General features: G+C 73.5%; 23 protein-coding genes. 16 read left to right on the forward strand and 7 right to left on the reverse strand.

Annotated features, from left to right (window positions below):
- Positions 1 to 24: 24 nt before the first annotated feature.
- Together OO57_RS03590 and rsgA are read right to left on the reverse strand one after the other, a co-directional pair.
- A complete protein-coding gene (locus OO57_RS03590; RefSeq protein ID WP_033250829.1) occupies positions 25 to 372 on the reverse strand; it encodes a type II toxin-antitoxin system RelE/ParE family toxin in 348 nt (115 codons plus the stop codon).
- A 449-nt stretch (positions 373 to 821) separates the two neighbouring features.
- Entirely contained in the window at positions 822 to 1,928 is a 1,107-nt protein-coding gene (gene rsgA, locus OO57_RS03600) for a ribosome small subunit-dependent GTPase A (RefSeq protein WP_051776491.1), read from the reverse strand.
- Positions 1,929 to 2,412: 484 nt separating this feature from the next.
- Between rsgA and OO57_RS03605 the strand changes: the two genes are divergently transcribed.
- Both OO57_RS03605 and OO57_RS03610 read left to right on the forward strand, forming a co-directional pair.
- The gene (locus OO57_RS03605; RefSeq protein ID WP_033250776.1) at positions 2,413 to 3,666 is read left to right on the forward strand and encodes a hypothetical protein; all 1,254 of its coding nucleotides are present in this window, start codon (positions 2,413 to 2,415) and stop codon (positions 3,664 to 3,666) included.
- Positions 3,657 to 4,052 carry a hypothetical protein gene (locus tag OO57_RS03610; protein WP_033250777.1) on the forward strand — a complete coding sequence of 132 codons (396 nt, stop codon included), beginning with the start codon at positions 3,657 to 3,659 and terminating at the stop codon, positions 4,050 to 4,052. Before OO57_RS03605 ends, OO57_RS03610 begins: the two co-directional genes overlap by 10 nt.
- Positions 4,053 to 4,086: 34 nt before the next feature.
- On the opposite strand, the gene OO57_RS03615 is transcribed toward OO57_RS03610, so the two are convergent.
- Positions 4,087 to 5,310 (reverse strand): YihY/virulence factor BrkB family protein, encoded by a 1,224-nt coding sequence (locus OO57_RS03615; RefSeq protein ID WP_063737484.1) that lies wholly within the window; start codon positions 5,308 to 5,310, stop codon positions 4,087 to 4,089.
- Between the two features lie 172 nt (positions 5,311 to 5,482).
- Here OO57_RS03615 and OO57_RS47155 point away from each other — a divergent pair, with 172 nt between their 5' ends.
- From OO57_RS47155 to OO57_RS03665, 10 genes are all read left to right on the forward strand, one after another.
- On the forward strand, positions 5,483 to 5,566 hold the full coding sequence (locus OO57_RS47155) for a putative leader peptide (protein WP_318264789.1): 84 nt from the start codon (positions 5,483 to 5,485) through the stop codon (positions 5,564 to 5,566).
- A 177-nt stretch (positions 5,567 to 5,743) separates the two neighbouring features.
- Positions 5,744 to 7,465: a nitrite/sulfite reductase gene (locus OO57_RS03620; RefSeq protein WP_033250779.1), complete on the forward strand. Its 1,722-nt coding sequence runs from the start codon at positions 5,744 to 5,746 to the stop codon at positions 7,463 to 7,465.
- A 156-nt stretch (positions 7,466 to 7,621) separates the two neighbouring features.
- Positions 7,622 to 8,320, forward strand: a complete 699-nt coding sequence (locus OO57_RS03625) for a phosphoadenylyl-sulfate reductase (protein ID WP_033250780.1) — start codon at positions 7,622 to 7,624, stop codon at positions 8,318 to 8,320.
- Positions 8,321 to 8,385: 65 nt separating this feature from the next.
- Complete coding sequence (gene cysC, locus OO57_RS03630) at positions 8,386 to 8,952, forward strand: adenylyl-sulfate kinase (RefSeq protein WP_033250781.1); 567 nt, start codon at positions 8,386 to 8,388, stop codon at positions 8,950 to 8,952.
- Positions 8,949 to 9,887 carry a sulfate adenylyltransferase subunit CysD gene (gene cysD, locus OO57_RS03635; protein WP_033250782.1) on the forward strand — a complete coding sequence of 313 codons (939 nt, stop codon included), beginning with the start codon at positions 8,949 to 8,951 and terminating at the stop codon, positions 9,885 to 9,887. The genes cysC and cysD overlap by 4 nt, the downstream gene beginning before the upstream one ends.
- Positions 9,888 to 9,889: 2 nt before the next feature.
- Positions 9,890 to 11,224 (forward strand): sulfate adenylyltransferase subunit 1, encoded by a 1,335-nt coding sequence (locus tag OO57_RS03640; RefSeq protein ID WP_033250783.1) that lies wholly within the window; start codon positions 9,890 to 9,892, stop codon positions 11,222 to 11,224.
- Between the two features lie 244 nt (positions 11,225 to 11,468).
- Positions 11,469 to 12,611: an aliphatic sulfonate ABC transporter substrate-binding protein gene (locus OO57_RS03650; protein ID WP_051776492.1), complete on the forward strand. Its 1,143-nt coding sequence runs from the start codon at positions 11,469 to 11,471 to the stop codon at positions 12,609 to 12,611.
- Positions 12,612 to 12,738: 127 nt separating this feature from the next.
- Complete coding sequence (locus OO57_RS03655; protein WP_033250784.1) at positions 12,739 to 13,542, forward strand: ABC transporter ATP-binding protein; 804 nt, start codon at positions 12,739 to 12,741, stop codon at positions 13,540 to 13,542.
- Entirely contained in the window at positions 13,529 to 14,431 is a 903-nt protein-coding gene (locus tag OO57_RS03660) for an ABC transporter permease (protein WP_033250785.1), read from the forward strand. Before OO57_RS03655 ends, OO57_RS03660 begins: the two co-directional genes overlap by 14 nt.
- A gap of 209 nt (positions 14,432 to 14,640) precedes the next feature.
- Positions 14,641 to 15,369 carry a sirohydrochlorin chelatase gene (locus tag OO57_RS03665; RefSeq protein WP_033250832.1) on the forward strand — a complete coding sequence of 243 codons (729 nt, stop codon included), beginning with the start codon at positions 14,641 to 14,643 and terminating at the stop codon, positions 15,367 to 15,369.
- A 57-nt stretch (positions 15,370 to 15,426) separates the two neighbouring features.
- On the opposite strand, the gene OO57_RS03670 is transcribed toward OO57_RS03665, so the two are convergent.
- Positions 15,427 to 15,936: a hypothetical protein gene (locus OO57_RS03670; RefSeq protein ID WP_033250786.1), complete on the reverse strand. Its 510-nt coding sequence runs from the start codon at positions 15,934 to 15,936 to the stop codon at positions 15,427 to 15,429.
- Positions 15,937 to 16,040: 104 nt separating this feature from the next.
- Between OO57_RS03670 and OO57_RS03675 the strand changes: the two genes are divergently transcribed.
- Positions 16,041 to 16,511, forward strand: a complete 471-nt coding sequence (locus tag OO57_RS03675) for a MarR family winged helix-turn-helix transcriptional regulator (protein ID WP_033250787.1) — start codon at positions 16,041 to 16,043, stop codon at positions 16,509 to 16,511.
- A 255-nt stretch (positions 16,512 to 16,766) separates the two neighbouring features.
- Here the strand turns inward: OO57_RS03675 and OO57_RS03680 are convergent, their stop codons facing one another.
- From OO57_RS03680 to OO57_RS03690, 3 genes are all read right to left on the reverse strand, one after another.
- The gene (locus tag OO57_RS03680) at positions 16,767 to 18,530 is read right to left on the reverse strand and encodes a DEAD/DEAH box helicase (protein WP_033250788.1); all 1,764 of its coding nucleotides are present in this window, start codon (positions 18,528 to 18,530) and stop codon (positions 16,767 to 16,769) included.
- A gap of 189 nt (positions 18,531 to 18,719) precedes the next feature.
- On the reverse strand, positions 18,720 to 18,923 hold the full coding sequence (locus tag OO57_RS03685) for a cold-shock protein (RefSeq protein WP_014135140.1): 204 nt from the start codon (positions 18,921 to 18,923) through the stop codon (positions 18,720 to 18,722).
- A gap of 311 nt (positions 18,924 to 19,234) precedes the next feature.
- A complete protein-coding gene (locus tag OO57_RS03690; protein WP_033250789.1) occupies positions 19,235 to 21,406 on the reverse strand; it encodes an MMPL family transporter in 2,172 nt (723 codons plus the stop codon).
- A 504-nt stretch (positions 21,407 to 21,910) separates the two neighbouring features.
- Between OO57_RS03690 and OO57_RS03695 the strand changes: the two genes are divergently transcribed.
- From OO57_RS03695 to OO57_RS03705, 3 genes are all read left to right on the forward strand, one after another.
- Positions 21,911 to 24,127, forward strand: coding sequence for an MMPL family transporter (locus OO57_RS03695; protein WP_051776510.1), 2,217 nt, complete (start codon positions 21,911 to 21,913; stop codon positions 24,125 to 24,127).
- A 39-nt stretch (positions 24,128 to 24,166) separates the two neighbouring features.
- On the forward strand, positions 24,167 to 25,045 hold the full coding sequence (locus tag OO57_RS03700; protein WP_081973436.1) for an aminoglycoside phosphotransferase family protein: 879 nt from the start codon (positions 24,167 to 24,169) through the stop codon (positions 25,043 to 25,045).
- Positions 25,046 to 25,237: 192 nt separating this feature from the next.
- On the forward strand, positions 25,238 to 26,236 hold the full coding sequence (locus tag OO57_RS03705; RefSeq protein WP_033250791.1) for a polysaccharide deacetylase family protein: 999 nt from the start codon (positions 25,238 to 25,240) through the stop codon (positions 26,234 to 26,236).
- The last annotated feature ends 8 nt before the right edge of the window (positions 26,237 to 26,244 follow it).

A 26,244-nucleotide genomic window follows, 5' to 3' on the forward strand; every position in this document is an offset into this window, starting at 1 on the left:
CCAGACCCGATAGCTCATCAACGGTTACTTCTCAGATTGGTCACGCATCACACGGTTGCGCCACTCGGCATGACGCTTGCGTGCGGTCTCGACGTCACGAGGTGACGTGGCGATCCCCTGACTCGACTTCTTGTTGATGAACTTCAACGCGAGGAGCACCGGCCCGTCGTCGTCGGCGTCGGCGTAGAAGAGGCGGAAGATCCGATTGTCGCCCTCGATGCGGAGCTCCTTGAGGCCGTCTCCGAGGCTCTTCGCATCCTTCGGCAGCAGGTTGTCCTCAGCTGCACGCTCCATGATCGCCACAAGCCGAACATTCTCGAACTGCTTGAGCTTGCACTTCTCGATCTCTTTGCGGACGACATCGGCGCCCATCTCGGACTTGTAGAACGCCCAGCGTCTCCCCACGGGCCCGCCCCTCCAGCGTCACGCCGCTCGGGTCACTCACCTTAGCTGAGCGTGACCCCCACCGGTTGGCAGTGCTCCGCACAGGACCCGTGCCGCCCACAGGTGTACCAGACGATGCGAGCAGGGCCACACCGTTGCCGGCCGGTCCACACCCGCCCGTGGGCAGCCGAGTTCATCGAGGGTTTCGGCAGGCTGCGGAGCACTGGTGAACACGTGCCGGTTCCTCGGGATCACTGACTGGGACTTGCCGACGGCCGAAGCCGTCGTCCTGGCCGATCACTCGGCGGCGCTCTCCGGCTTCTCCTCCAGCGTCTCGACGGCAGTCCGCTCAACATCCGCGTCGGTGGCCGACAACAGCAGGAATCAACCGCTGTTGCGGGCGTCCGCCGGAGGCTCCGACGGCCGCACCGCGACCGTCAGGGCTTGGGGCGGGAGCGGGCGGCCTTGGTGAGGTGCTTGCGGTGGCGGGCGCGTTCGGCGCGCAGGCGGGCGTCGGTGCGGGCGGCGATGTGGTCGTTCTCGCGCTGGAGCTTGAGGTAGCTCTCCCAGCGGCGCTCGGGGAGGGTGCCGTCGGCGAGGGCGGCGCGGACGGCGCAGCGGGGTTCGGTGCGGTGGGAGCAGTCGGCGTAGTGGCAGTCGGCGGCGACGGCGGTGATGTCGGCGAAGGCCTGGTCGATGCCCTCGCCGCCGAAGAGGCCGACGCCGCGCAGGCCGGGGGTGTCGATGACGGCGCCGCCGCCGGGGAGCGGGACGAGTTCGCGGGCGGTGGTGGTGTGGCGGCCCTTCTCGTCGGCGGAGCGGACCTGCTGGACCGTCATCGCGGCCGTCCCGGTGAGGGCGTTGGTGAGGGTGGACTTGCCCGCGCCGGACTGGCCGATCAGGGCGCAGGAGCCGGTGGCGCGGGCGCGCAGCGCAGCCATCCCCTCGCCGGTCTCGGCGCTGACCGTCAGGACGGTGACACCGGGGGCGATCGCCTCCACGTCCGCCCGGACGAAGTCGCCGTCGTGGACCAGGTCGAGCTTGGTCAGGACGATCAGCGGTTCGGCCCCGGACTCCCAGGCGAGGGCGAGCAGGCGCTCGATCCGGCCGGGATCGGGTTCCGCGGCGAGCGAGACGGCGATCAGTACGGTGTCGACGTTGGCGGCCAGCACCTGGCCCTCGGAGCGCTTGTGGGCGCCCTTGCGGACGATCGCGGTGGTGCGGGGCAGCACCGCGGCGAGGGCGGGGGCGGGCCGGGCGGCGGGGTCGTAGGCGACCCAGTCGCCGGTGCAGGGGTTGTGCGCGGTGTCGGCCGTCGTCACCGGACGGGTGGCGGCGCGCCGCGTGACGGGCTCGCCGTCCTCCGGGTCGACGAGCAGCACCTCGCAGCTGCCGCGGTCCATCCGGACGATCCGTCCGGGCAGCAGGCCGGCCTCGGCGAGCGGGGCGAACGCGGCGGCCCGGTCGTCCGTCCAGCCGAGCGCGGCGAGCGGGTGGGCGGGAGCGGGGGTGGACGTGGTGGTGGGGTCGTGCACGGTGATCAAGGGGGACCCTTCGCGGGAACGGGCGGCCCCGGCCGGAGGGCGTCAGCGCGGGCGCGACGCCGCAGGACGGCGGACCGGGTGCCAGGGGGTGGTGGACTCGGTGGACGGCTGAACACAGGGGGAAACACCTGCGGGAACGGGCCTCACGGTCCTCACCTCCTTCCTCTCCGGACGCGCCTCGCGCACCCCGCCACGGGGTGCCCTCGATCGGCGGACGCCACGCTAGTGCCCGCCCGCCACCCGCGCCACCGAATTTCCACCGCCCGCGGACCGCCAGCGGACCGCACCCGCGCGCCCAACCGGCCGACCGGCCAACCGGCTGTCCGACCGGCCGGACGCAAGGGTTCCGCAAGCCGCGCAAGGGTTCTCCAGCCGCCCTGCCACCGCGCCCGGACATCCCTCCTCCGACGGCGGCGCAGGGGGTCCGCCGTTCCGGCCCACGGCCGGACGGAGGGGAGAACGAGGGAAGAGAAGGGGGAAGCCCGTGTCCTGGGCGACTCTGCTCGACCGCAAGCGGGTGCTGGCGGTCGTGCACACGGTGGTGTACGGGCAGCGGCTGCGCGAGGTGTGCGAGCTGCTGGCGGCGGACCTGCGGGTGCAGGTGGTGTTCACCGTCGCTCCGCACGCGTTCAACGAGGGGGTGGCGGCGTTCCTGATGGGCCTGGGCGGCACGGTGGTGCCGTGGGAGCAGGCGGTGGAGACCGAGTTCGACCTGGTGCTGGCCGCCGGTTCGCGGGGGATCGAGCGGGTGCGCGGCCCGCTGGTGCGGCTGCCGCACGGGGCCGGGCACCTGAAGCTGGCCCGGGCGCTGCCCCCGGCGGGCTCGGTGACGGGCCGCCGGGACGGGCCGGGCAGCGGCAGCGGCGGCGGCAGCAACAACGGCAGCAACGGCGGCGGCGCCCGGGAGGTCTCCGGCCTGGGCCGGGACTACCTGCTGTGGGAGGGCCGCCCGAACGCGGCGGCGTACGCACTGGCGCACCGGGACGACCTCGCGGTGCTGGAGCGGACCTGCCCGGAGGTGCTGCCGGTGGCGGAGGTGGTCGGCGACGGCGACCACGACCGGATCGTGGCGGCGCTGCCGCGGCGGGCCGAGTACCGGGCGGCGCTGGGCCTGGAGGAGCGGGAGCGGCTGGTGCTGCTCTGCTCGACCTGGGGGCCGGACTCGGTGTTCGGCGGCCTGGACGCCTTGCTGCCCCGGCTGGTGCGGGAGCTGCCGGCCGGCCGGTTCCGAACGGCGCTGGTGGTGCACCCGAACGTCACGGCGGGGCACGGCGGCTGGCAGGTGCGCCGCTGGGTGGAGGGGGTGTCGGGCGGCGCGGTGTCGCTGGTCACCCCGCAGGGCGACTGGCGTCCGCTGCTGGTGGCCGCGGACTACGTGATCGGCGACCACGGCTCGGTGACGCTGTACGCCGCGCTGACCGGGGCGCGGATCCTGCTGGCCCGGTTCCCGCACCGGAACGTGAACCCGCTCTCGCCGGGCGTCCAACTGGCGCGCACCGCACCGGCGCTGGACCCGGCGCACCCGCTGGCCGAGCAGCTGGCGTACGCGGACGGGGTGTACCGGCCGGAGGCGTACGCGGAGATCGGGGCCCGGATCTCCTCCGAGCCGGGCGCGTTCCTGCCGCGGATCCGGCGGCTGCTGTACCGGGTGCTGGAACTGGGCGAGCCGGCCCGTCCGGCCGCGGAGCCGCCGCTGGCGCTGCCCGCCCCGCTGTTGGGAGGCGGGCGGTGGCGGTGACGGTGACCGTCCGGCTGCCGGCCGGTGCGCTCGGCCCGGACGCCCCGGCCTGGTGCGACCGGCACCTGGCGGTCCGGACGGACGAGCCGGAGCGGGTGCGGCGGCTGGCGGACGTGCTGCACGGCGAGTGCCCGGAGGACGGGGGTCCGGAGGACGGGGGTCCGGAGGACGGGGGTCCGGACGGCCCGCTGGAGGAGGTGTGGCGGCGGCACCCGGGCTGCGCGGTGCTGGCGGTGCGCGGCCCGGACGGCCTGCTGCGGGTCCGCTTCCGCGGCGGCGCGCTCACGCTCCGCCCGGTCGGGGCGCTCGCCGCCGCCCCGGCCGCGCTGGTCGGTTCGCTGGTGCACGCCCTGCTGTCGGCGCCCGTCCCCCGCCGCGGCGGGTAGCGGCGTCGGCCACCAGCGGCCACCAACCGCCGGATCAGCGGCCGGAACGGCGCCGGCGTTCGGTGCCAGCCCGGCCGCTGATCCGGCGGCGGACGTCGCGCGGGGGCAGGAAGCCGGCCCAGCGCTCGGGGTACTCGCTGGGGACGGGGAAGTCGTCGTCCTCGTCGAAGAGGTCCTCGTCGTGGCCCTCGGCAAGGCCGAACTGGCGGGCGCGTTCGGCGCGTTCGACGGCGCGGCGGGCGGCGGCCTCGCGGCCGCGCTCGACGGCGGCGTCCTCGGCGAGGCGCTCGTTCTCGGCGCGGGCGTCGGCGGTCTCGACGGTGGGCCAGCGGCGGTCCACCGCGGCGTTCATGGCGGCGCCGATGAGCACGGCCAGCGCCACCACGAAGATCCACAGCAGCACGGCGACGGGTGCGGCGAGCGAGCCGTAGACGGAGTGGCCCTCGACCGAGCTGACCAGGTAGAGCCGCAGGGCGAGGCTGCACACCACCAGGACCAGCAGGGCGACCAGCGCGCCGGGGATGTCCTCGCGCCAGGGCGTGGAGACCGGGACGGCGACGTGGTAGAGGGTGGTGAGGAAGACGACGAGCAGGACGATCGCGGCGGGCCAGTAGAAGCCGGTGATCACCCCGGCCCAGCTCTCGAAGGTGTTGATCAGCAGTCCGGGCCCGGCGACCAGCAGCGGCAGCACCAGGGAGCCGATGACCAGGGCTCCGAGGTAGAGGCCGAGCGACATCAGCCGGGTCTTGACCAGGCCGCGCTTGCCGTCGAGGCCGTACATGACGGTGATGGTGTCGATGAAGATGTACAGCGCCCGGGAGCCGGACCAGAGCGAGAGCAGGAAGCCGATCGAGATCAGGTCGGGCCGGGCGCTGTCGAAGACGTCGTTCAGCAGGGGCTGGACGATCTGGTCGATGGAGCTCGGTGAGAGCACCGTCCCAGCTGCTGAGACGATGTCGTGCTTGAGCTTGTCGATGGTGCCGGCCCCGAGGATGTCGTCGAGGTAGCCGAGGGTGCCGGCCAGGCAGAGCAGCAGCGGCGGGATGGACAGCAGGGTGAAGAAGGCGGCCTCGGCGGCGAGCCCGGTGACCCGGTACTCGACGCAGGTGTTGGTGGTGTCCTTCACCAGCGCCCACACGGTGCCGTACCAGGTGGTTCGCTTGGCGGCGCGGCGCCGTCCGCCGCGGCGGCGGGAGGGGCGTTCCCCGGCCGGTCCCGGTGCTCCGGCGGGGTGGGGGGTACTGCCTGCTGCTTGCACGCCCCTACGGTATCGGCCCGGGCCGCGCGAGCGGTGCGCCGCCGTCCGGATCCGGCGGGCGGTGGGGCCCGGAGCAGCCCCGACCCGGATGTTGTCCCAGCATTCGGAACATTGTGGTCCAGGATTCGGACGTTAGTGGACCGCGAGTCGCTCGCCGTGCGAATCTCTTGCCATGTCTAGCGCCGGAACCACCCTAGTTGGCCGACTCCACGTCGACCTCCTTCGCGTGTCCAGCGCCATCTGTCCGGTGACCTGAGCCCTCCGTACGCCGCACCGCACCGGCGCCATCCTCGCCGTCGCGGATGTGCGCAAGACCCTGCCCGGCCAGCGTCACCCCCTCCCACCGCCTGCGTGGAACGCCGCAGGTGGGAGCGGAGCGCGTCCGGGGCCGCCAGCACCTCGCACCCGCCAAGCCGCTCAAAGGACTGACACCATGGCCCGCACTCCCGAAACGGTCGAGCCTCAGGCCGGCGCCGCCCCCGCGGCCCGCCCCGCCGCCCGCAAGGTGACCCGCCACCGCGGCGAGGGCCAGTGGGGCATGGGGCACTTCACCCCGCTCAACGGCAACGAGCAGTTCAAGAAGGACGACGACGGTCTCAACGTGCGGACGCGGATCGAGACGATCTACGCCCACACCGGCTTCGCCGGGATCGACCCCAACGACCTGCGCGGCCGGATGCGCTGGTGGGGCCTGTACACCCAGCGCAAGCAGGGCATCGAGGGCGGCAAGACCGCCGTCCTGGAGCCGCACGAGCTCGAGGACGAGTTCTTCATGATGCGGGTGCGCATCGACGGCGGCCAGCTGACGGTGGCCCAGCTCAAGGCGATCGGCGAGGTCTCCGAGCAGTACGCCCGCGGCACCGCCGACCTGACGGACCGGCAGAACGTCCAGTACCACTGGGTGCGGATCGAGGACGTCCCGGCGATCTGGCAGAAGCTGGAGGCCGTCGGCCTGTCCACCACCGAGGCGTGCGGCGACTGCCCGCGCGTGGTGATCGGCTCCCCGGTCGCGGGCATCGCCGAGGACGAGATCATCGACGGCTCCTGGGCGATCGACGAGATCCACCGCCGCTACATCGGCAACAAGGAGTTCTCCAACCTGCCGCGCAAGTTCAAGACCGCGATCTCCGGCTCGCCGCTGCTCGACGTGGTGCACGAGATCAACGACATCGCCTTCGTCGGCGTGGTCCACCCCGAGCACGGCCCGGGCTTCGACCTGTGGGTCGGCGGCGGCCTGTCCACCAACCCGAAGCTGGGCGTGCGGCTGGGCGCCTGGGTCCCGCTGGAGGACGTCCCGGACGTCTGGGCGGGCGTGGTCGGCATCTTCCGCGACTACGGCTACCGCCGCCTGCGCAACCGGGCCCGCTTGAAGTTCCTGGTCGCCGACTGGGGCCCGGAGAAGTTCCGCCGGGTCCTGCAGGACGAGTACCTGAAGCGCGAACTCGCCGACGGCCCCGGCCCGCAGGAGCCCAGCAACCGCTGGCGCGACCACGTCGGCGTGCACCGGCAGAACGACGGCAGGTTCTACGTCGGCTTCGCGCCGCGGGTCGGCCGCGCCAACGGCAAGCTGCTCTCGCAGATCGCCGACCTGGCCGCCGAGCACGGCTCGGACCGCCTCGCCACCACCGTCGAGCAGAAGATGATCGTGCTCGACGTCGCCGAGGACAGGGTCGAGTCCCTGGTGGCCGGCCTGGAGGCGCTGGACCTGCGGGTGAACCCCACCCCGTTCCGCCGCGGCACGATGGCCTGCACCGGCATCGAGTACTGCAAGCTGGCGATCGTCGACACCAAGGAGCGCGGCCGCACCCTGATCGACGAACTGGAGCGCCGCCTGCCGGAGTTCGACGAGCCGCTGAGCATCAACATCAACGGCTGCCCGAACGCCTGCGCCCGGATCCAGACCGCCGACATCGGCCTCAAGGGCCAGCTCGTCGTCGACGCGGACGGCGAGCAGGTCGAGGGCTTCCAGGTGCACCTGGGCGGCGCCCTGGGCCTGGACGCCGGCTTCGGCCGCAAGGTCCGCGGCCTGAAGGTCACCAGCGCCGAACTGCCCGACTACGTCGAGCGCGTGCTGACCCGCTACCAGGCGGACCGGCAGGACGGCGAGCGGTTCGCCCAGTGGACCGTCCGGGCCAGCGAGGAGCAGCTGTCGTGACCGAACGGGCCGCCCCCTTCTACTGCCCGTACTGCGGGGACGAGGACCTGCGCCCGTCCGAGAGCGGCCACGGCGCGTGGGAATGCCGGGCGTGCCGCCGGGGCTTCCAGTTGAAGTTCCTCGGACTGCTGTCAACGAACCACGGGGGTAACGGACATGACGACCGCGACTGACTACGAGGCGATAGCCGTCGCAGCGGGCCGCGAGCTGGAGGAGGCCACCGCGCAGGAAGTGCTGCGCTGGGCCGCCGACACCTTCGGCAAGCGGTTCTGCGTGACCTCCTCGATGGAGGACGCGGTGGTCGCCCACCTGGCCTCCACCGCCCTGCCCGGCGTGGACGTGGTCTTCCTGGACACCGGCTACCACTTCCCGGAGACCATCGGCACCCGGGACGCGGTCGCCGCGACCATGCCGGTCAACGTGATCACGCTGACCCCGAAGCTCACCGTGGCCGAGCAGGACGCCCAGTACGGGCCGAACCTGCACGACCGCGACCCGGACCTGTGCTGCTCGCTGCGCAAGGTCGAACCGCTGAACCGCGGCCTGGGCGCGTACGACGCCTGGGCGACGGGCCTGCGCCGCGACGAGTCGCCGTCCCGCGCCAACACCCCCGTGGTGGCCTGGGACCCGAAGCGCCGCAAGGTGAAGGTCGCCCCGATCGCCCGCTGGACGCAGGACGACGTGGACGCGTACGTCCAGGCCAACGGGGTGCTGCTGAACCCGCTGCTGTGGGAGGGCTACACCTCGATCGGCTGCTCGCCGCTGTCCTGCACCGCCAAGCCCGGCGAGGGCGAGGAGGGCCGGGCCGGCCGCTGGGCGGGCTCCGGCAAGACCGAGTGCGGCATCCACCTCTGAACCCGCCGCCGCCACTGAACCCGCCACCACCGAACCACCGTCACCGACCGTCAGGAGAGACCACCGTGACCACCGCCGAGACCGAGGCCGCCGGCCGCGAGCGCGGCGCCACCGTGTGGCTGACCGGCCTGCCCAGTGCGGGCAAGACCACCCTCGCGTTCGCGCTGGCCGAGCGGCTGCGCGCCGAGGGCCACCGGGTCGAGGTGCTGGACGGTGACGAGATCCGCGAGTTCCTCTCCAAGGGCCTGGGCTTCTCCCGCGAGGACCGGCACACCAACGTCACCCGGATCGGCTTCGTCGCCGAGAAGCTGGCCGCCAACGGCGTCAAGGTGCTCGCCCCGGTGATCGCCCCGTTCGCCGACTCCCGCGCCGCGGTGCGCGAGCGGCACGCCGCCCGCGGCACCGAGTTCCTGGAGATCCACGTCGCCACCCCGGTCGAGCTCTGCTCCGAGCGGGACGTCAAGGGCCTGTACGCCAAGCAGGCGGCCGGTGAGATCTCCGGGCTGACCGGGGTCGACGACCCGTACGAGGCCCCCGAGAAGCCGGAGTTGCGCCTGCAGACGCAGGGCCGGTCGGTGGCCGAGTCCGCCGGAGAACTGCACGCCTTCCTGACCGAGAGGGGCTTGGCATGACCGTCACCACGCAGCGCCTGTTCCGGGCCGAGGACACGCCCTTCGCGCTGTCCCACCTGGACGCCCTCGAAGCGGAGTCGGTGCACATCTTCCGCGAGGTCGCGGGCGAGTTCGAGCGGCCGGTGATCCTGTTCTCCGGCGGCAAGGACTCCATCGTGATGCTGCACCTGGCGCTGAAGGCGTTCGCGCCCGCGCCGGTGCCGTTCGCCCTGCTGCACGTCGACACCGGGCACAACTTCCCCGAGGTGCTGGCCTACCGGGACCGCGCGGTCGCGAAGCACAACCTGCGGCTGCACGTCGCCGCGGTGCAGGACTACATCGACCGCGGCGTGCTGCGCGAGCGCGCCGACGGGCTGCGCAACCCGCTGCAGACCGTCCCGCTGCTGGACGGCATCGAGTCCAACAAGTTCGACGCCGTGTTCGGCGGCGGCCGCCGCGACGAGGAGAAGGCCCGCGCCAAGGAGCGCGTCTTCTCGCTGCGCGACGAGTTCGGCGCCTGGGACCCGCGCCGCCAGCGCCCCGAGCTGTGGTCGCTGTACAACGGCCGGCACGCGGTCGGCGAGCACGTCCGGGTCTTCCCGCTGTCCAACTGGACCGAGCTCGACGTGTGGCAGTACATCGAGCGCGAGGGCATCGAGCTCCCGGAGATCTACTACGCGCACCACCGCGAGGTGTTCAAGCGCGACGGCATGTGGCTGACCGCCGGCGAGTGGGGCGGCCCGAAGGAGAACGAGCCGGTCGAGACCCGCCTGGTGCGCTACCGCACCGTCGGCGACATGTCCTGCACCGGCGCGGTCGACTCCGACGCCGACACCATCGAGGCCGTGATCACCGAGATCGCCGCCTCCCGCCTCACCGAACGAGGGGCGACGCGCGCCGACGACAAGATGTCCGAGGCCGCCATGGAAGACCGCAAGCGCGAGGGGTACTTCTAAACATGAGCACCACCCAGGCCGGCACGACCCAGACTGGCACCGCCACCTCGCTGCTGCGCTTCGCCACCGCCGGCAGCGTCGACGACGGCAAGTCCACCCTGGTGGGCCGGCTGCTGCACGACTCCAAGTCGGTGCTGGCCGACCAGCTGGAGGCCGTCGAGCACGCCTCCCGCCGCCGCGGCCAGGAGGCCCCCGACCTGGCGCTGCTGACCGACGGCCTGCGCGCCGAGCGCGAGCAGGGCATCACCATCGACGTGGCGTACCGCTACTTCGCCACCGCCCGGCGCCGGTTCATCCTCGCCGACACCCCGGGGCACGTGCAGTACACCCGCAACATGGTCACCGGCGCGTCCACCGCCGAGCTGGCCGTGGTGCTGGTCGACGCCCGCAACGGCGTGGTCGAGCAGACCCGCCGGCACGCCGCGGTCGCCGCCCTGCTGCGCGTCCCGCACGTGGTGCTCGCGGTCAACAAGATGGACCTGGTCGAGTACGCGGAGCCGGTGTTCGCCGCCATCGCCGAGGAGTTCACCGCGTACGCGGCCTCGCTCGGGGTCAAGGACGTCGTGGCGGTGCCGATCTCGGCGCTGGCCGGCGACAACGTGGTCGAGCCCTCCGCGCACATGGACTGGTATGGCGGCCCGACCCTGCTGGAGCACCTGGAGACCGTGCCGGTCGGCACCGACCCGAGCGCCGAGCCGGCCCGCTTCCCGGTCCAGTACGTGATCCGGCCGCAGAGCGAGGAGTTCCACGACTACCGCGGCTACGCGGGCCAGCTGGCCTCCGGCGTGCTGCGGGTCGGCGACGCGGTGACGGTGCTGCCCTCGGGCCACACCAGCACCGTCGCGGCGATCGACGCGCTCGGCGTCGCCACCGAGATCGCCTGGGCCCCGCAGTCGGTGACGGTCCGCCTCGCCGACGACATCGACATCTCCCGCGGCGACCTGATCGCGGCCGGCCCGCTGCCCGTCCCCACCAAGGACGTGCAGGCCACGGTCTGCCACCTGAACGAGCGTCCGCTGCACGTCGGCGCGAAGGTGCTGCTCAAGCACACCACCCGCACCGTGCGCGCCCTCGTCAAGGAGATCAGCTACCGCATCGACATCGACTCGCTCGAACAGCGCTCCGGCGCCGAGGGGTTGAACGTCAACGACATCGGCCACGTGGTGCTGCGCACCGCCGAGCCGCTGGCCCTCGACGACTACACCGACAACCGCCGCACGGGCTCGTTCGTCCTGATCGACCCGTCCGACGGCACCACGCTCACCGCCGGCATGGCGGGCGAGGCGTTCGACACCGTCAGCACCACCGACGCTTCCCAAGAGGAGGACTGGGTCTGATGCCCAGCGAGGCGTTCTCGGGCATGGACAAGGAAGGCGGCCGCATCGGCAGCGGCGTCCTCGGCAGCGGCCAGGGCGGCCTGACGCGATGTGGGGGCGGACAGGGGCGCTGAGCCCCTGTCACCGGGCCCGCACGCCGCTGTTCCTTCCCACAGCAGGAACGGCGGAGGCGGCCCGGCCCCGGCAGCACGACGTCAGGCACACCCAGTGCGCGACCTTCCTCCTCTCGAACGGGACACCTCTCATGGCACCGAGCACCGAGCTCACCCATACCTCCGCACGCCCCCGCGCCGGCCGGATCAGACGCGCCGCCGTGGCGGCCGTCGCCGTACTGACCACCGCGGGCCTGCTGTCGGCCTGCTCGTACGGCTCCAAGAGCGACGACAAGGCCTCCGCCGAGCCCGCCGCGAGCGGCGCGAAGCTCTCCGTGGACACCGTGAAGATCGGCTACTTCGCCAACCTCACCCACGGCACCGCGCTGGTCGGCCTCAAGCAGGGCATCATCCAGCAGGAGCTGGGCGGCACCCGGATCAAGGCCCAGGTCTTCAACGCGGGCCCGGCCGAGATCGAGGCGCTGAACGCCGGCTCGATCGACATCGGCTGGATCGGCCCCTCCCCGTCGATCAACGGCTACACCAAGTCCGAGGGCAAGTCGCTGAGGATCATCAGCGGTTCGGCCTCCGGCGGCGTCAAGCTGGTCGCCAACCCGGACAGGATCAAGTCCCTGGACGACCTCAAGGGCAAGAAGATCGCCACCCCGCAGCTCGGCAACACCCAGGACGTCGCCCTGCTCAACTACCTCGCGGAGAAGGGGTACCACGTCGACGCCCAGACCGGCGACGGCGACGTGAAGGTGCTGCGCACCGACAACAAGGTCACCCCCGACGCGTACAAGTCCGGCTCCATCGACGGCGCGTGGGTGCCCGAGCCGACCGCCTCCAAGCTGGTCAGCCTCGGCGCGAAGGTCCTGCTCAACGAGAAGGACGTCTGGCCGGACAAGAAGTTCGTCATCACCAACCTGATCGTCTCGCAGAAGTTCCTCAAGGAGCACCCGGACGTCGTGGAGGCCGTGCTGCGCGGCTCGGTGAAGACCAACGCCTGGATCAAGGCCAACCCGGCCCAGGCCAAGGACGTCGCCAACGCCCAGATCAAGGCCGACGCGGGCAACTCCCTGGACGCCGCGATCCTCGACCCGGCCTGGCAGGACATCGACTTCATCGACGACCCGCTGGCGGGCACCCTGCAGGCCGAGGCCGACCACGCCGTCACCGCCGGACTGCTGAAGAAGCCCAACCTGGCCGGGATCTACGACCTGACCCTGCTCAACAAGGTGCTGAAGGAGAACAACCAGCCCGCCGTCGCCGACGCCGGACTCGGCACCAAGTAAGTCTCCAGGCCCCGAGGTCCGCGCCCCGCGCCCGCCCAACCGATGCCCACTCACCGGGCGGGCCGCGGGGCCGGACCCCGGACACCGATCCCTTCCCTGCCCGGAACCACACCCGCAGGAGGTGCCCGTGACCACGGCACTGACCACCTCGCCCGCCGCCGCCGGCGCGGGCCGCCCGGACGGCGACACCGCCGTCCGGATCTCGCACGTGCACAAGACCTTCGGCCGCCCCGGCACCGCCGCACCGGTGCTGGAGGACATCAACCTCACCGTCGCACCCGGCGAGTTCGTCACCCTGCTCGGCGCCTCCGGCTGCGGCAAGTCCACCCTGCTCAACCTGGTGGCCGGCCTGGACAGGCCGACCTCCGGCACCATCGAGGTGCCCGGCGGCCGCCCCGCCCTGATGTTCCAGGACCACGCGCTGTTCCCCTGGCTCACCGCGGGCCGGAACATCGAACTCGCGCTGCGCCTGGCCGGCGTCCCCAAGGAGGAGCGCCGCCCCGAGGCCGAGCGGCTGCTCGAACTCGTCCGCCTCGGCGGCTCGTACAAGAAGCGCGTCCACGAGCTGTCCGGCGGCATGCGCCAGCGCGTCGCGCTGGCCCGCTCGCTCGCCCAGGGCTCCCAGGTGCTGCTGATGGACGAGCCGTTCGCCGCGCTCGACGCCATCACCCGCGACGTCCTGCACGACGAGATCACCCGGATCTGGGCGGAGAAGCAGCTCGCCGTCCTGTTCGTCACCCACAACGTCCGCGAGGCCGTCCGCCTCGCCCAGCGCGTCGTGCTGCTCTCCTCCCGCCCCGGCCGGGTCGCCAAGGAGTGGCGCATCGACCTGCCGCAGCCGCGCCGCATCGAGTCCGCCGGGGTCGCGGATCTGTCCATCGAGATCACCGAAGAACTGCGTGGGGAGATCCGCCGCCATGTCCAGCACTGACACCGCCGCCCCCCTCACCAAGGACGGGTCCGCCGACTCCGCGAGCGTCGAGGCCGGCCTCGACGCCCTGGAGACCGTCCAGGCGCAGCGCACCCCGGTCTCCGCGGTGCTGCGCCAGAAGGTCCTGCCGCCGGTCCTCGGCGTGGTGCTGGTGCTGGCCGTCTGGCAGATCGCCTACAGCCTGGACCTCACCACCCCCGACAAGCTCCCCAGCCCCGCCGACGTCTGGCACTCGCTCACCGAGCTCTGGTACGAGGGCACGCTGTTCTCGATCATCTGGACCAGCGTCTGGCGCGGCCTGTCCGGCTTCGCGCTGTCCGTCGTCATCGGCACCCCGATCGGCCTGGTCGTCGCCCGGATCAAGCCGGTGCGGGCCGCGCTCGGCCCGGTCCTGTCCGGCCTGCAGTCGCTGCCCTCGGTGGCCTGGGTGCCCGCCGCGATCATCTGGCTCGGCATCACCAACTCCGCCATGTACGCGGTCATCCTGCTCGGCGCCGTCCCGTCCATCGCCAACGGCCTGATCAGCGGCATCGACCAGGTCCCGCCGATCTACCTGCGGGCCGGCCAGACCCTCGGCGCGACCGGCCTGCGCGGCGCCCGGCACATCCTGCTGCCCGCCGCCCTGCCCGGCTACCTGGCCGGCCTCAAGCAGGGCTGGGCGTTCTCCTGGCGCTCCCTGATGGCCGCCGAGCTGATCGCCGCCTCCCCCGACCTGGGCCTGGGCCTGGGCCGCTACCTGGAGAACCAGCGCGAGTTCTCCAACATGTCCGGCGTGCTGCTCGGCATCCTGCTGATCCTGTTCGTCGGCGTCGCCATCGACCTGCTCGTCTTCTCCCCGCTGGAGCGCCGCGTCCTGCGCAGCCGCGGCCTCCTCGTCCACTCCCGCTGAACCCCATGACCCCCCGTACCACGCGCACCGCACGCACCGCCCCCGCGCCCCCACCAAGGCGCGGGGCCCGACCCGACCGCCAGGACTCCCCCGCCACCTCCGAGCCCCGTCAGGGGCGCGGGGAACTGCGCGCCGCGGCAGGGCACCTCCCGCAGCCGGGCACCGCCGCCCCCGCGCGCCGTGCGCCCGCCCCGGCGGGTACGCCGCCGCTGCTGCTGCTCGCGCACGGCTCCCGCGACCCGCGCCACGCCGCGACCGTCGAGGCCCTCGCCGCCGCCGTCCGCGTCCTGCGCCCCGAACTGCCGGTCACCACCGCGTACCTGGACCACTGCGCCCCCCGCATCGCCCAGGTCGCCCCGCGGCTGACCGACGCGATCGCCGTGCCGCTCCTGCTGAACCGCGCCTTCCACGCCAAGCACGACATCCCGGCCGCCCTGCGCGCCGCCGGGTCCGCGATCCCGGTCGCGGACGTCCTCGGCCCCTCCCCGCTGCTGCTGGACGCCCTCGACCGCCGCCTCGCCGAGAGCGGCCTGGACGTCGCCGATCCGGCCGTCCGGGCCCGCACCGGCGTCGTGCTGGCCGCCGCGGGCTCCTCCGACCCGGCCGCCAACGCCACCACCCGGGCCGTGGCCGCCGAGTGGCGCCGCACCCGCGGCTGGGCCGCCGTGACCACCGCGCACGCCTCCGGGGCCGGGCCGACCGTCCCCGACGCCCTCGCCGCCCTGCGCGCGGCCCCGGCCGTCCGCACCACCGCCGTCGCCCCGTACCTGCTGGCCCCCGGCCTCCTCCCGGACCGGATCGCCACCGCCGCGACGACCCACACCGCCGACCACCTCGCCCCGGTCCTGGGCGCCGCCCCCGAGCTGGCCCGCCTGGTCCTGGCCCGCCACACCGAGGCCGCCCGCACCGTCGGCGCCCCGGCCGCGCACTCCGCCTGACGCCGCCGCCCGGCGGTCGGCCTCCTCTCCCGTTCGGCCGGGGGAGCCGACGCTCCGTCAGCCGTTCGACCGCGGCCCGGAATCGGCGAGGCGTTCGTGCACCCACGGGTCCGCGGCGTGCCGCGCGGCCTCCCGGCGGGCCGCCCGGAACCGTTCCGCGAGGTCCCCGTACGGGGCGTCCGCCCACCGCCAGGCGCCGACCGCGCACGCCTGCCGCAGCGGGGGGCCGCCCTCGACCGCGGCGACCAGTTCCTCCTGCAGCCGCCGTCGCCCGCCCGCGAGCACCAGCACCTGCGCCAGCCAGCACGGCGAGGAGGGGTCGTCGTCGGCCAGCAGCGCGTCCAGCACCGGCCCGTAGTGGGTGCGGGCCGCGGCCCGGTCCTCGGCCAGGTGCCGGTAGGCGGCCTGCCGCTTGTGCCCGATCCGGTGGTACTGCGCGTACCCGGGGGCCCGCGCGTCCAGTGCGGCGACCCGCTCGTCCGGTTCGGTCCGGACCTCGACGCCGAGCACCGCGAGCAGCGCGTCCAGCGCCGCCTCCTGCGCGTCCAGCCGCGCTCCCCGCTCCACTCCGACCGCCTCTCCTCCCCGCCGGTACTTGCAGGCGCGGGAATTTGCGTACCTCGAATAAGCTTGTCACCGGTAGGACCCCACCGACGGAGGGAGCACGGGCCATGACCCGACCGGACCCCGGCCTGGCGCACGGCTGGTGCGCCCTCACCGCCCTGCACGGCCGGATCGAGGCCCACGTCGAACGGGCCCTCCAGGCCGGGCACGAGCTGAGCGTCCGCGAGTTCTCCGTGCTGGACGTGCTCTCCGACCAGCACGACGGCGACGGCGGCCACTTCCGGATGAACCAGCTCGCCGACGCGGTCGTGCTCAGCCAGAGCGCCACCACCCGCCTGGTCACCCGGCTGGAGGACCGCGGCCTGCTGGCCCGCTACCTCTGCCCCACCGACCGCCGCGGCATCTACACCAACGTCACCGCGGACGGCCTCGCCCTGCTCGCCGAGGCCCGCCCCACCAACGACCGCGCCCTCGCCGAGGCCCTCGACAGCGCCGAGCGGCGCCCCGAGCTCGCCCCGCTGGTGACCGCCGTCCGCGCCCTCTCCGCACCCGCGCCCGCCGACGCGCCCGCGGGCTGAGCACCGTTCCTCCACCGCGGGCACCGCCCCGGACGGAACCGTACGACTGGCGGGCGACCGCGCCGCACGCCCCGATGCCTGCTAGGCCCGGCTGCTGCTCGCCGTCCCCCTCGCCCGCCGAACCCGCACCGCCGCGCCCGGCCCCACCCGCCCGGACGGCCGCCGCGCCGTGGTCCCGCAGAGCTCCGACGCCGACGGGCCCGGAAACCGCCATCGCGGTCTCCGGGCCCGTCCCAGGCTCTGGCGGCCACCCGGTTAGTCGGCCTTGCGACGCTGGCGACCCGTCCCGTAGTTGCCGCCGGTCTTCGAGCCGGAGCCCGGCTTCGCCCGGCCGGAGGCCTTGCCGATGAAGCCCGCCGCCATCTGCGAACTCCCGCTGCCGGGGCGCTGCTTGGGGCGGGGGCGGCGCGGGTTGCCGCTCATGTCGACGTCCTTGGGCAGGCCGCTGTCGGCCCGCTTCGCCGGGCGGCGGCGCGCCTCGCCGTCCGCGGGCTTCGCCCCGCCGCGCCCGCGTCCGCGGCCGCGTCCGGTGCCCTCGCCGCCCGCGGGCTGCTCGAGGGCGGGGGCGGCTGCCGCGGCGGCGGCCGGGACGGGCAGGGTGACGGCCACGCCGGACGGGGTGCGGGCGCCGGTGATGCGCCCCAGCTCGCCGTCCTCGGGGCGGACCTTGGTGACGGTCGGGCGGATCCCGGCGATGCTCATCAGCCGGTTGACCTCGCGGCGCTGCTCGGGCAGCACCAGGGTCACGACGGTGCCGGACTCGCCGGCCCGGGCGGTGCGTCCGCCGCGGTGCAGGTAGTCCTTGTGGTCGATCGGCGGGTCGACGTTGACGACCAGGTCGAGGCCGTCGATGTGGATGCCGCGGGCGGCCACGTTGGTGGCGATCAGCGCGGTGACCTCGCCCTCGCGGAACTGGTCGAGGACGCGGTTGCGCTGCGGCTGCGACTTGCCGCCGTGCAGCGCGGCGGCGACCACGCCGTTGGCGCGCAGCTGCTTGGCGAGGCGGTCCGCACCGTGCTTGGTGTGCACGAACATGATCACCCGGCCGTTGCGGGAGGCGATCCGGGCGGTGGTCTCGGCCTTGTCGGCGGGCTCGAGCTGCAGCAGGTGGTGGTCCATGGTGGTGACCGCCCCGGCCGACGGGTCGACGGAGTGGGTGACCGGGTCGGTGAGGAAACGGTTGACCAGCCGGTCCACGTTGCGGTCCAGGGTCGCGGAGAACAGCATCCGCTGCCCGCCCTCGGCGACCTGCTCCAGCAGCTTGACGACCTGCGGCAGGAAGCCCATGTCGGCCATCTGGTCGGCCTCGTCGAGGACGGTGATCGCCACGTCCTCCAGGAACACGTCGCCGCGCTGGATCAGGTCGTCCAGCCGGCCGGGGGTGGCGACCAGCACCTCGGTGCCGCGCCGCACCTGGTTGGACTGCCGGGTGATCGACATGCCGCCGACCACGGTGGTGATCCGCAGGTTCAGCACCCCGGCGTACGGGGCGAGCGCCTCGGTGACCTGCTGGGCCAGCTCGCGGGTCGGCACCAGCACCAGGCCCAGCGGCCGCCGGGCGGTGGCCCGCTTGCCCGCGGTGCGCACCAGCAGCGGCAGGCCGAAGGCGAGGGTCTTGCCGGAGCCGGTGCGGCCGCGGCCGAGCACGTCGCGCCCGGCCAGCGCGTCCGGCAGCGTCGCCGCCTGGATCGGGAACGGCTCGGTGACGCCCTGCGCGCCGAGTTCCTTCAGCAGCCCGGCAGACAGCTCCAGCTCGGCGAAGCTCGCCGCGGGCGGACGCGACGGGGTGCCCTGCACGGGCGTGAAGTCCTCGGCGACCGCGGGCGCGGCGGCCCGGCGCGGACGGCGCGACTGCTCGCCGCGCGGCGCGGCGCCCCCGCCGGTGCGCGGCTTCCCGCCGCGGGTGCGCGGCTTGTCCCCGCGGGACTGCTCACCGCGGGACTGCTCGGTACGGGGCTGCTCTGCGCGGGACTGGCCGCTGCGGGTCCGGTCGGTGCGCGGGCGGGACTGCTCGGGCATGCGTGTTTCCACTCTCTGGGGGGCCGTCAGCCGACGCGCGCGGGGGCGCGGTGGGGCTGAGCGATGGATCGGCCGCCGAAAGAGGGTGGAGGGGCCGCCCCGGCCGTCGGGCGGCATGGACGAGGGCCCGTACCCTGTGGAGGCACGGGCCCTCGCCTGCAACATCTAGGAGTCGGCGTGAGCCGGGACTCAGATGGGGCGGATGTTCTCCGCCTGCGGGCCCTTCTGGCCCTGGGTGACGTCGAACTCGACCTTCTGGCCCTCGATCAGCTCACGGAAGCCGGTCGACTGGATGTTCGAGTAGTGAGCGAAGACGTCGGCGCCGCCGCCGTCCTGCTCGATGAAGCCGTAGCCCTTTTCGCTGTTGAACCACTTCACGGTGCCGGTAGCCATAACCGTCTCCACTTTCACTGGGGCATTGGGACACACACCTCGTGCGCCCCACGTAGCCGCGATCCCCATCCGGAGACTAAACACCGGACAAAACAAATGCGCCTGTCGGTTGGAACCAGCAGGCGCACACACACGTTCATGGGAACCAATACTGCAACTGCTTCGACAATAGCACGTCGCCCCCCGTCAATGGCGGCAATGGTTGCGCTGGTCACACCGTGTTTCGCCGCCACGCGGAGGGGGCATGCGGTCCTCTCGGACCGCATGCCCCCGTACGCCGGGCCGTCGGGCGCCCCCCGACGGCGGTCAGGTCAGCTTCGGACCCGGCCGGCCGGCTCCGGCTCGCGCTCGCCGATCGACTCGGGGCCGTGGTCGGGCATCGCGCCGTGACCGGGCCACCACGCCTTCTTGCCGAGCAGGGCGGTGATCGACGGGGTGAAGAACATCGCCATCACGAAGGCCGCCAGCGCGATGCCGATGGCCAGGGCGAAGCCCAGCTCGGCGAAGAGCACGTTGCCCGCCAGCATGAAGGTCGCGAAGGACGCCGCCAGGATGAAGCCGGCCGCCGCGACGGTCGGACCGGCGTGCCGCAGCGCCTCCTCGGCCGCCTTGCGCGGGCTGCGGCCCTCGCGGGCCTCCTCCCGCAGGCGGGCGATGATCAGGATGTTGTAGTCGGTGCCGATCGCCACCACGAACAGGTAGATGAAGATCGGCAGCATGAACATCAGACCGGGCTCGGAGCCGATCTTGAGGAAGGCCACCGTGGTGGCGCCCAGGGTCGCCGCGAAGCCGAGGCCGACCGAGGCCATCAGGTACCAGGGCGCGACCACGCTGCGCAGCTGGAGGCCCAGGATCAGCAGGATCAGCAGACCCGCGACCGGGAAGACCAGCTTGTAGTCGTGGGTCATCGCCAGGTTGATGTCCTTGTAGATCGACGAGGTGCCGCCGATCAGTGCCTCGCTGCCGCCGGGGGCGGCGGCGTGGGCGGTGGAGCGCAGCTCGGTGACCGAGTCGATCGCCTCGTTGCTGGCCGCGGCGTCCTTGAGGGTGACCACGAAGTCGGCGGTGGTGCCGTCCTCGCTGACCTTGTGGTCGGGGGCGACGGTGGCGACGCCGGACACCTGGCCGAGCTTGGCGCCGAAGCCGTCCAGCGCGGCGGCGTCGAGCTTGGCGCCGCCCTTGTCGGCGGTGCTCAGGAAGACGTGCGTCGGGTCGGCGGCGCCGGCCGAGAAGCCCTTGCTGAGCGAGTCCATGACGACCATGGACTCCTTGTCCTTCGGCATCATGCTCTTCGCCATGTCGAAGGTGCCCTGGTAGCCGAGGCCGGCCAGCGAGAGGACCAGCAGCAGACCGCCGGAGAGGACCGCGACCAGGCCGGGGCGGCGGCCGACGGTCCGGCCGAGCTTGTGGAAGCGGGCGCCCGTGGGCTCCTCCATCCACTTGCGACCGGGCCAGAAGGTCGCCTTGGCCGGGATGACGGCGAGCAGCGCCGGGGTCAGGGTGAGCGAGGCCAGCGCGGTGACGATGACCGAGATGGCCAGCGCCGGGCCGAGCGCGGTGAACATGCCCAGTTCCGACAGGATCAGCACGGCGAAGGCGACGGTGACCGCGCCCGCGGCCGAGGCGATCGCCTCGCCGACCCGGCCGACGCCGTTGGCCACGGCCGACTTGCGGTCGTCACCGGCCCGCAGCCGCTCGCGGTAGCGGAACATCAGGAACAGGAAGTAGTCGGTGCCGACGCCGAGGATGACCACGATCTGGATCGCGGAGGCGATCGGCGAGCTCTTCAGGTCGAAGATGTCGGTGACGAAGGAGATCAGGCCGCTGGCCGCGATCATCGGGAGCAGCGAGAGCAGCACCGGCAGCCAGCCGACCAGGACACCGCGGAAGATCGCGCCGACGATGACCACGATCAGCACCACGGTGGCGAGCATGGTGATCATGTCGGTGGCGCTGGAGGACTCCTTCTGGTCCAGGGCCATCGCGGCCTGGCCGCCGACCTGGAACTTCAGCGCGGTGCCCTCGGTGAGCTTCTTGCCCTCGGTGCGCAGGCCCTTGGCGGCCTCGCCGTACTCGTCGGTCTGCATCTTCGTCTTGTCGATGGAGACCATCGACATGGCGTAGTGCCCGTCCTTCGAGGTGCTCTTGTCCGACGGCGGGATGATCTGCTCGACCAGCTTGACGTGCTTGTCGGTCAGCCCCTGGGTGACCTTGGCCATGTCGGCCTTGTCGGTGTCGGTCAGCGCGCCGCCGTCGGTGCGCTCGAACAGCAGGATCGCGCCCGGGGTGAACTCGGCCGGGAACTTCTCCTCCTGCAGCGCCGCGGCCCGGATCGACTCGTAGTGCTTGGGCAGGAAGTCGGCCTCGTCAGTGGTGGCGCTCAGCTTCGGGGCGAAGGAGACCAGGGCGAAGGAAGCGACCACCCAAGCGATGATCACCCACCAGGCCCGCTTGACGACGAAGTGTCCAAGTCGGTGGAACATGCTCGAAATGCCTCCTGGGCATGATTCACCGCAGCCGGGGGACGGGGACCGGGCAACGGCTCTGACCGGCGGGCGGACCCCAGCGGGCCCTAGCCGGTCGGCAGGTAAGGACGAGTGAGCATCCTACGTGACCTTACTTGCCGCCCGGCAAGCGGGTTTCGCGTCTGCCCCCCAGGGACGGCCACGGAGCCGGCCCCGCACCATCGTCACCCGGCCGGGGGCCTCTCCACCTCGTACTCCGGGTGGAGATCGCTCCCCCTCAGGGTGGACGCCGCACCTCCCCCGAGGAGGAGACCCCGGCCCCTGGGGTGGGGATAACCCCCTACTCGACCCTGGGGCCAGGCTCAGGGGAAAACCGGTGACTAGCCGGATGGTCCGTCAAGGCACCGCTTCCTACCGTTTGTCGTGCCGCAGCAGCCTCGTCCGCGGCGCACTGACCGGGGCGGTCCGCCGACCGTCCGACACCTGGGGGAGCCAGCCGTGAAGCAGGGAATCGCCGCCACCATGGGTGCCTGGAGCGCCCGCCACCGGAAGACCGCGGTCTTCGGGTGGCTACTGTTCGTCGTGATCGTCTCCTTCCTCGGCGGCGCGCACGGCTCCGACAAGGTCACCGACGCCGAGTCGATGCCCGGCCAGGTCGCCCGGGCCGCGAAGATCCTGGACGACGCGGGCCTCAAGTCCCCGGCCGGCGAGACGGTGCTGGTGCAGAGCGCCGCGCTGACGGTCGACGACCCGGCCTTCCGCGCCGCGGTCGACCAGGTCTCCGCCGCCGTCCTGGCCACCGGCCGCACCGGCGGGGCGCACAGCCCGTACGACACCGGCGCGCTCTCCGCGGACCGGCACTCCGCGCTGCTCCAGTTCACCGTGAACGGCGAGGACCGCGAGGCCGCGGTCGCCAACGTGCCCGCGGTGATGGACGCGGTGGCGGGCGTGCAGCGGCAGCACGCCGACTTCGTGATCGAGGAGTACGGCGAGGCCAGCGCCGGCAAGTGGTTCAGCGACCAGTTCAAGGACGACTTCGCCCGCGCGGAGTGGACGGCCGTGCCGCTCGCCCTGGGCATCCTGCTGGTCGCCTTCGGGGCCGTGGTCGCCGCCGTGCTGCCGGTGGTCCTGGCGGTCACCGCCTTCGTCGCCGCGGGCGGCCTGGTCGCCCTCTCCTCCGGCCTGCTGCACACCAGCGACGACGCCAGCTCCGTGATGCTGCTGGTCGGCCTCGCCGTCGGCGTCGACTACTGCCTCTTCTACCTGCGCCGCGAGCGCGAGGAGCGCGCCGCGGGCCGCGACCGCGCCACCGCGCTGCGGATCGCCGCCGCGACCAGCGGCCGCGCCGTCCTGGTCTCCGGCGTGACGGTCGTGGTCGCGATGGCGGGCATGTTCCTCACCGGCATCGCCGACTTCCGGGCGATGTCCTTCGCCACCATCGTGGTCGTGGTCACCGCCGTGCTCGGCTCGCTGACGGTGCTGCCCGCCCTGCTCTCGATGCTGGGGGACCGGGTGGAGAAGGGCCGCCTCCCCTTCCCGCACCGCCTGCGCCGCGAGGCCGGGCAGGGCAGCCGGTTCTGGAACGCGGTGCTCACCCCGGTGCTGCGCCGCCCGCTGGCCGCCGCCGCGCTCGCCACCGGCGTGCTGCTGGTGATCGCCGCCCCGCTGCTGACCATGCACACCGCGAACCTGACCTTCCAGCAGCAGCTGCCGAAGGGCAACACCCTGGTCGCCACCTCGCAGCGGGTCGAGGCCGCCTTCCCCGGCAGCCCCTCCCCCGCCACCGTCGTGGTCAAGGCCCGGGACATCACCTCCCCCGAGATGACCGCGGCCCTCGCCGAACTGCAGTCCCGCGCCCTCGCCACCGGCAGGATGCACGGCCCCACCGAGGTGACCGTGCACGCCGAGCAGAACGTCGCGACGGTCGACATCCCGCTCTACGGCAGCGGCAACGACGAGACCTCGGCCGCCGCGCTGGAGACCCTGCGCGAGGAGGTCGTCCCGGCCACGGTCGGCAGGGTGCCCGGCACCGAGGCCCCGGTCACCGGCAGCACCGCCGGATCGGTCGACTTCAACCGGCAGATGTCCGACTCGATGCTGCCGGTGTTCGGCTTCGTGGTCGCCTTCGCCTTCCTGCTGATGCTGCTCTCCTTCCGCTCGCTGTCCGTCGCCGTCACCGCCGTCCTGCTCAACCTGCTCTCCGTCGGCGCGGCCTACGGCGTGCTCGCCCTGGTCTTCCAGCACGGCGTCGGCGCCTCGCTGATCGGCACCGCGGGCGTCGGCGCGGTGGAGAGCTGGGTCCCGCTGTTCCTGTTCGTCATCCTCTTCGGCCTCTCGATGGACTACCACGTCTTCGTGGTCTCCCGGATCAAGGAGGCCCGGGACCGCGGCATGGACACCCGGGCCGCCGTCGCCCACGGCATCCGCACCACCGCGGGCGTCGTCACCAGCGCCGCGGTCATCATGGTCGGCGTCTTCTCGGTCTTCGGGACGCTCTCCATGCAGTCCATGAAGCAGATGGGCGTCGGCCTGGCCGTCGCCGTCCTGATCGACGCCACGATCATCCGGGCCGTCCTGCTCCCCGCCGTGATGACCCTGCTCGGCGAGCGCAACTGGTACCTGCCCCGCTGGCTGCACTGGCTCCCCCGGATCGAGGCCGAGGGCCTGCCGGGCGGGGCGGAGGGCACCGAGGGGGCGGCGCACGAACCCCGGCTGCTGGGGGCCGGCGCCCACCGGTAGCGCCCCGGCCCCGCGGCCCGGGTGCCCGACAATGAACGGGTGATCTTCGACGAACCGAGGGCGCTGGCCCTCCTGCAGGAGGCGTGCGCCCCGGCCGGGATCGATCCGGCCGGGGCCGCGCTGCTCGCCCTGGGGCAGAACGCGGTCTTCGACCTGCCCGCCGAGGGCCTGGTCGCCAAGGTGGGCCGCACCCCGGGGGAGGCCGCCCGGGCCGAGCGCGAGCTCGCGCTGGCGGGGTGGCTGGACGGCGCGGGCGTGCCGGTGGTCCGCCCCGCCGGGGCCGGGGTGCACGTGGTGCGGGAGCACCCGGTGACGTGGTGGCACCGGCTGCCCCCGGCCGTCCGCCCGGCCCGGCCGGTCGACCTGGCCCCGCTGCTGACCGCCCTGCACGCGCTGGGGGCCGCGCCCGTCCCGCTGGGGCGGCGCGAGCTGCTGGCGCCGGTGGACGGCTGGCTGGCCGCCGCGGAGGGCCACGTCGACCCGGCCGACACGGCCTTCCTGCGCGACCGGAAGGAGACCTTTCTCACCGCGGTCGCCGGGCTCGACCCCGTCCTGCCGCCCGGCCCGATCCACGGCGACGCGCTCCCGCGCAACGTGCACGTGACCCCGGACGGGCCGGTGCTGCTCGACCTGGAGTACATGGCGGCGGACCTCCGCGAGCACGACCTGGTGGTGCTGGCGCTCAGTCAGGACCGCTACGGCGTACCGGCCGAGGAGGTCGCCGCGTTCGACGCGGCCTACGGATGGAGCGTCCGCGACTGGCCCGGCTTCGCGGTGCTGCGCGGGGCGCGGGAGACCGCGAGCGCCGCGTGGGTGGCGCAGCAGGCGGCCGGGAACCCGTCCGCGGCGGCCGAGTTCCGCCGCCGGGTGGACTCCCTGCGGGACGGGGCGACGGCAGTACGCTGGTTCGCGTTCTGACCGTTTGAATCGCTTTCCGACCGTTAACTCCCGTTCTGCCCGCTTCCGTCCGGTCGCCGCGCCCCGCGGCGCGGCGCTCCCCGCCGCACTGTGGCGCAGCCCACACCCGGACGGAACCACCCCGCTCGTGCCTGGCGTCGTACCGGACGCCCCGCCCCCGAGGCGGCCGGTACGACGTCAGGAGTCGCCCCCATGGTGAAGGCCCGCATACCCGCCCCCCGTCGTTCCCTCCTGCTCGGCGCCTCCGCGCTGCTCGGCACCTCCGCCCTGCTGGTGGCGTGCGGCGCACCGGGCTCCCCCTCCGCGGCGGGGGACGCCGCGCACCGCACCGCCGCCCCGAGCGCCAGCACCGGCGCGAGCGGCGCGGCGGGCGGGGACGCCTCGGTGGCGGCCCGGCCGACCCCGGGCGAGGCCGCGGAGACCACCGCCGCCCCCACCCGGACCCCCTCGCCGACCGCGAGCACCTCCCCGACGGCCGCCCCGACGGCCGCCGCCACGCCCGCCTCCCCCTACGCGTCCCCGTCCGCGCCGCGGACGACCGTCCCGGCGCAGCCGGGCCCGAGCCGCACGGCGGCCACCCCGCCCGCGCCCGCCACCGGCGTGCTGCGGCACACCGCCTCCGGCGGGCGGACGGTCGCGCTGACCTTCGACGACGGCCCGGGCCCGGCCACCGGCCGGGTGCTGGACCTGCTGGCGCAGTACGGCGCCAAGGCGACGTTCTGCGAGATCGGCGACAACGCGAAGGCCCGCCCGGCGGCGGTGCAGCGGATCCTCGCCGAGGGCCACCGGCTGTGCGACCACACCGTGGACCACCCGCAGCCGATGCACGCCCAGACGCACGAGCAGCAGGTCGCCGAGATCGGCGACGCCAAGGCGGACATCGAGCGGGCCGCGGGCGGCAACGCGACGATCACCTGGTGGCGCGCCCCGGGCGGCGACTTCACCGCGGAGAACGAGCGGATCGGCGCCGACTTCGGCATGAAGTCGCTGGGCTGGACGGTCGACCCGCGCGACTGGTCGCGCCCGGGCGTGCAGGCGATCGTCTCCGACGTGCAGCACAACCTGCGCCCGGGCGGGGTGGTGCTGATGCACGACGGCGGCGGCGACCGCAGCCAGACGGTGGCGGCGCTCGAACAGCTGCTGCCGTGGATGGTCGCCCAGGGCTACGCCTTCGACTTCCCGCAGTCCTGACCCGGGCC

Source organism: Kitasatospora phosalacinea (assembly GCF_000717185.1).
Classification (GTDB): Bacteria; Actinomycetota; Actinomycetes; order Streptomycetales; family Streptomycetaceae; genus Kitasatospora; species Kitasatospora phosalacinea_A.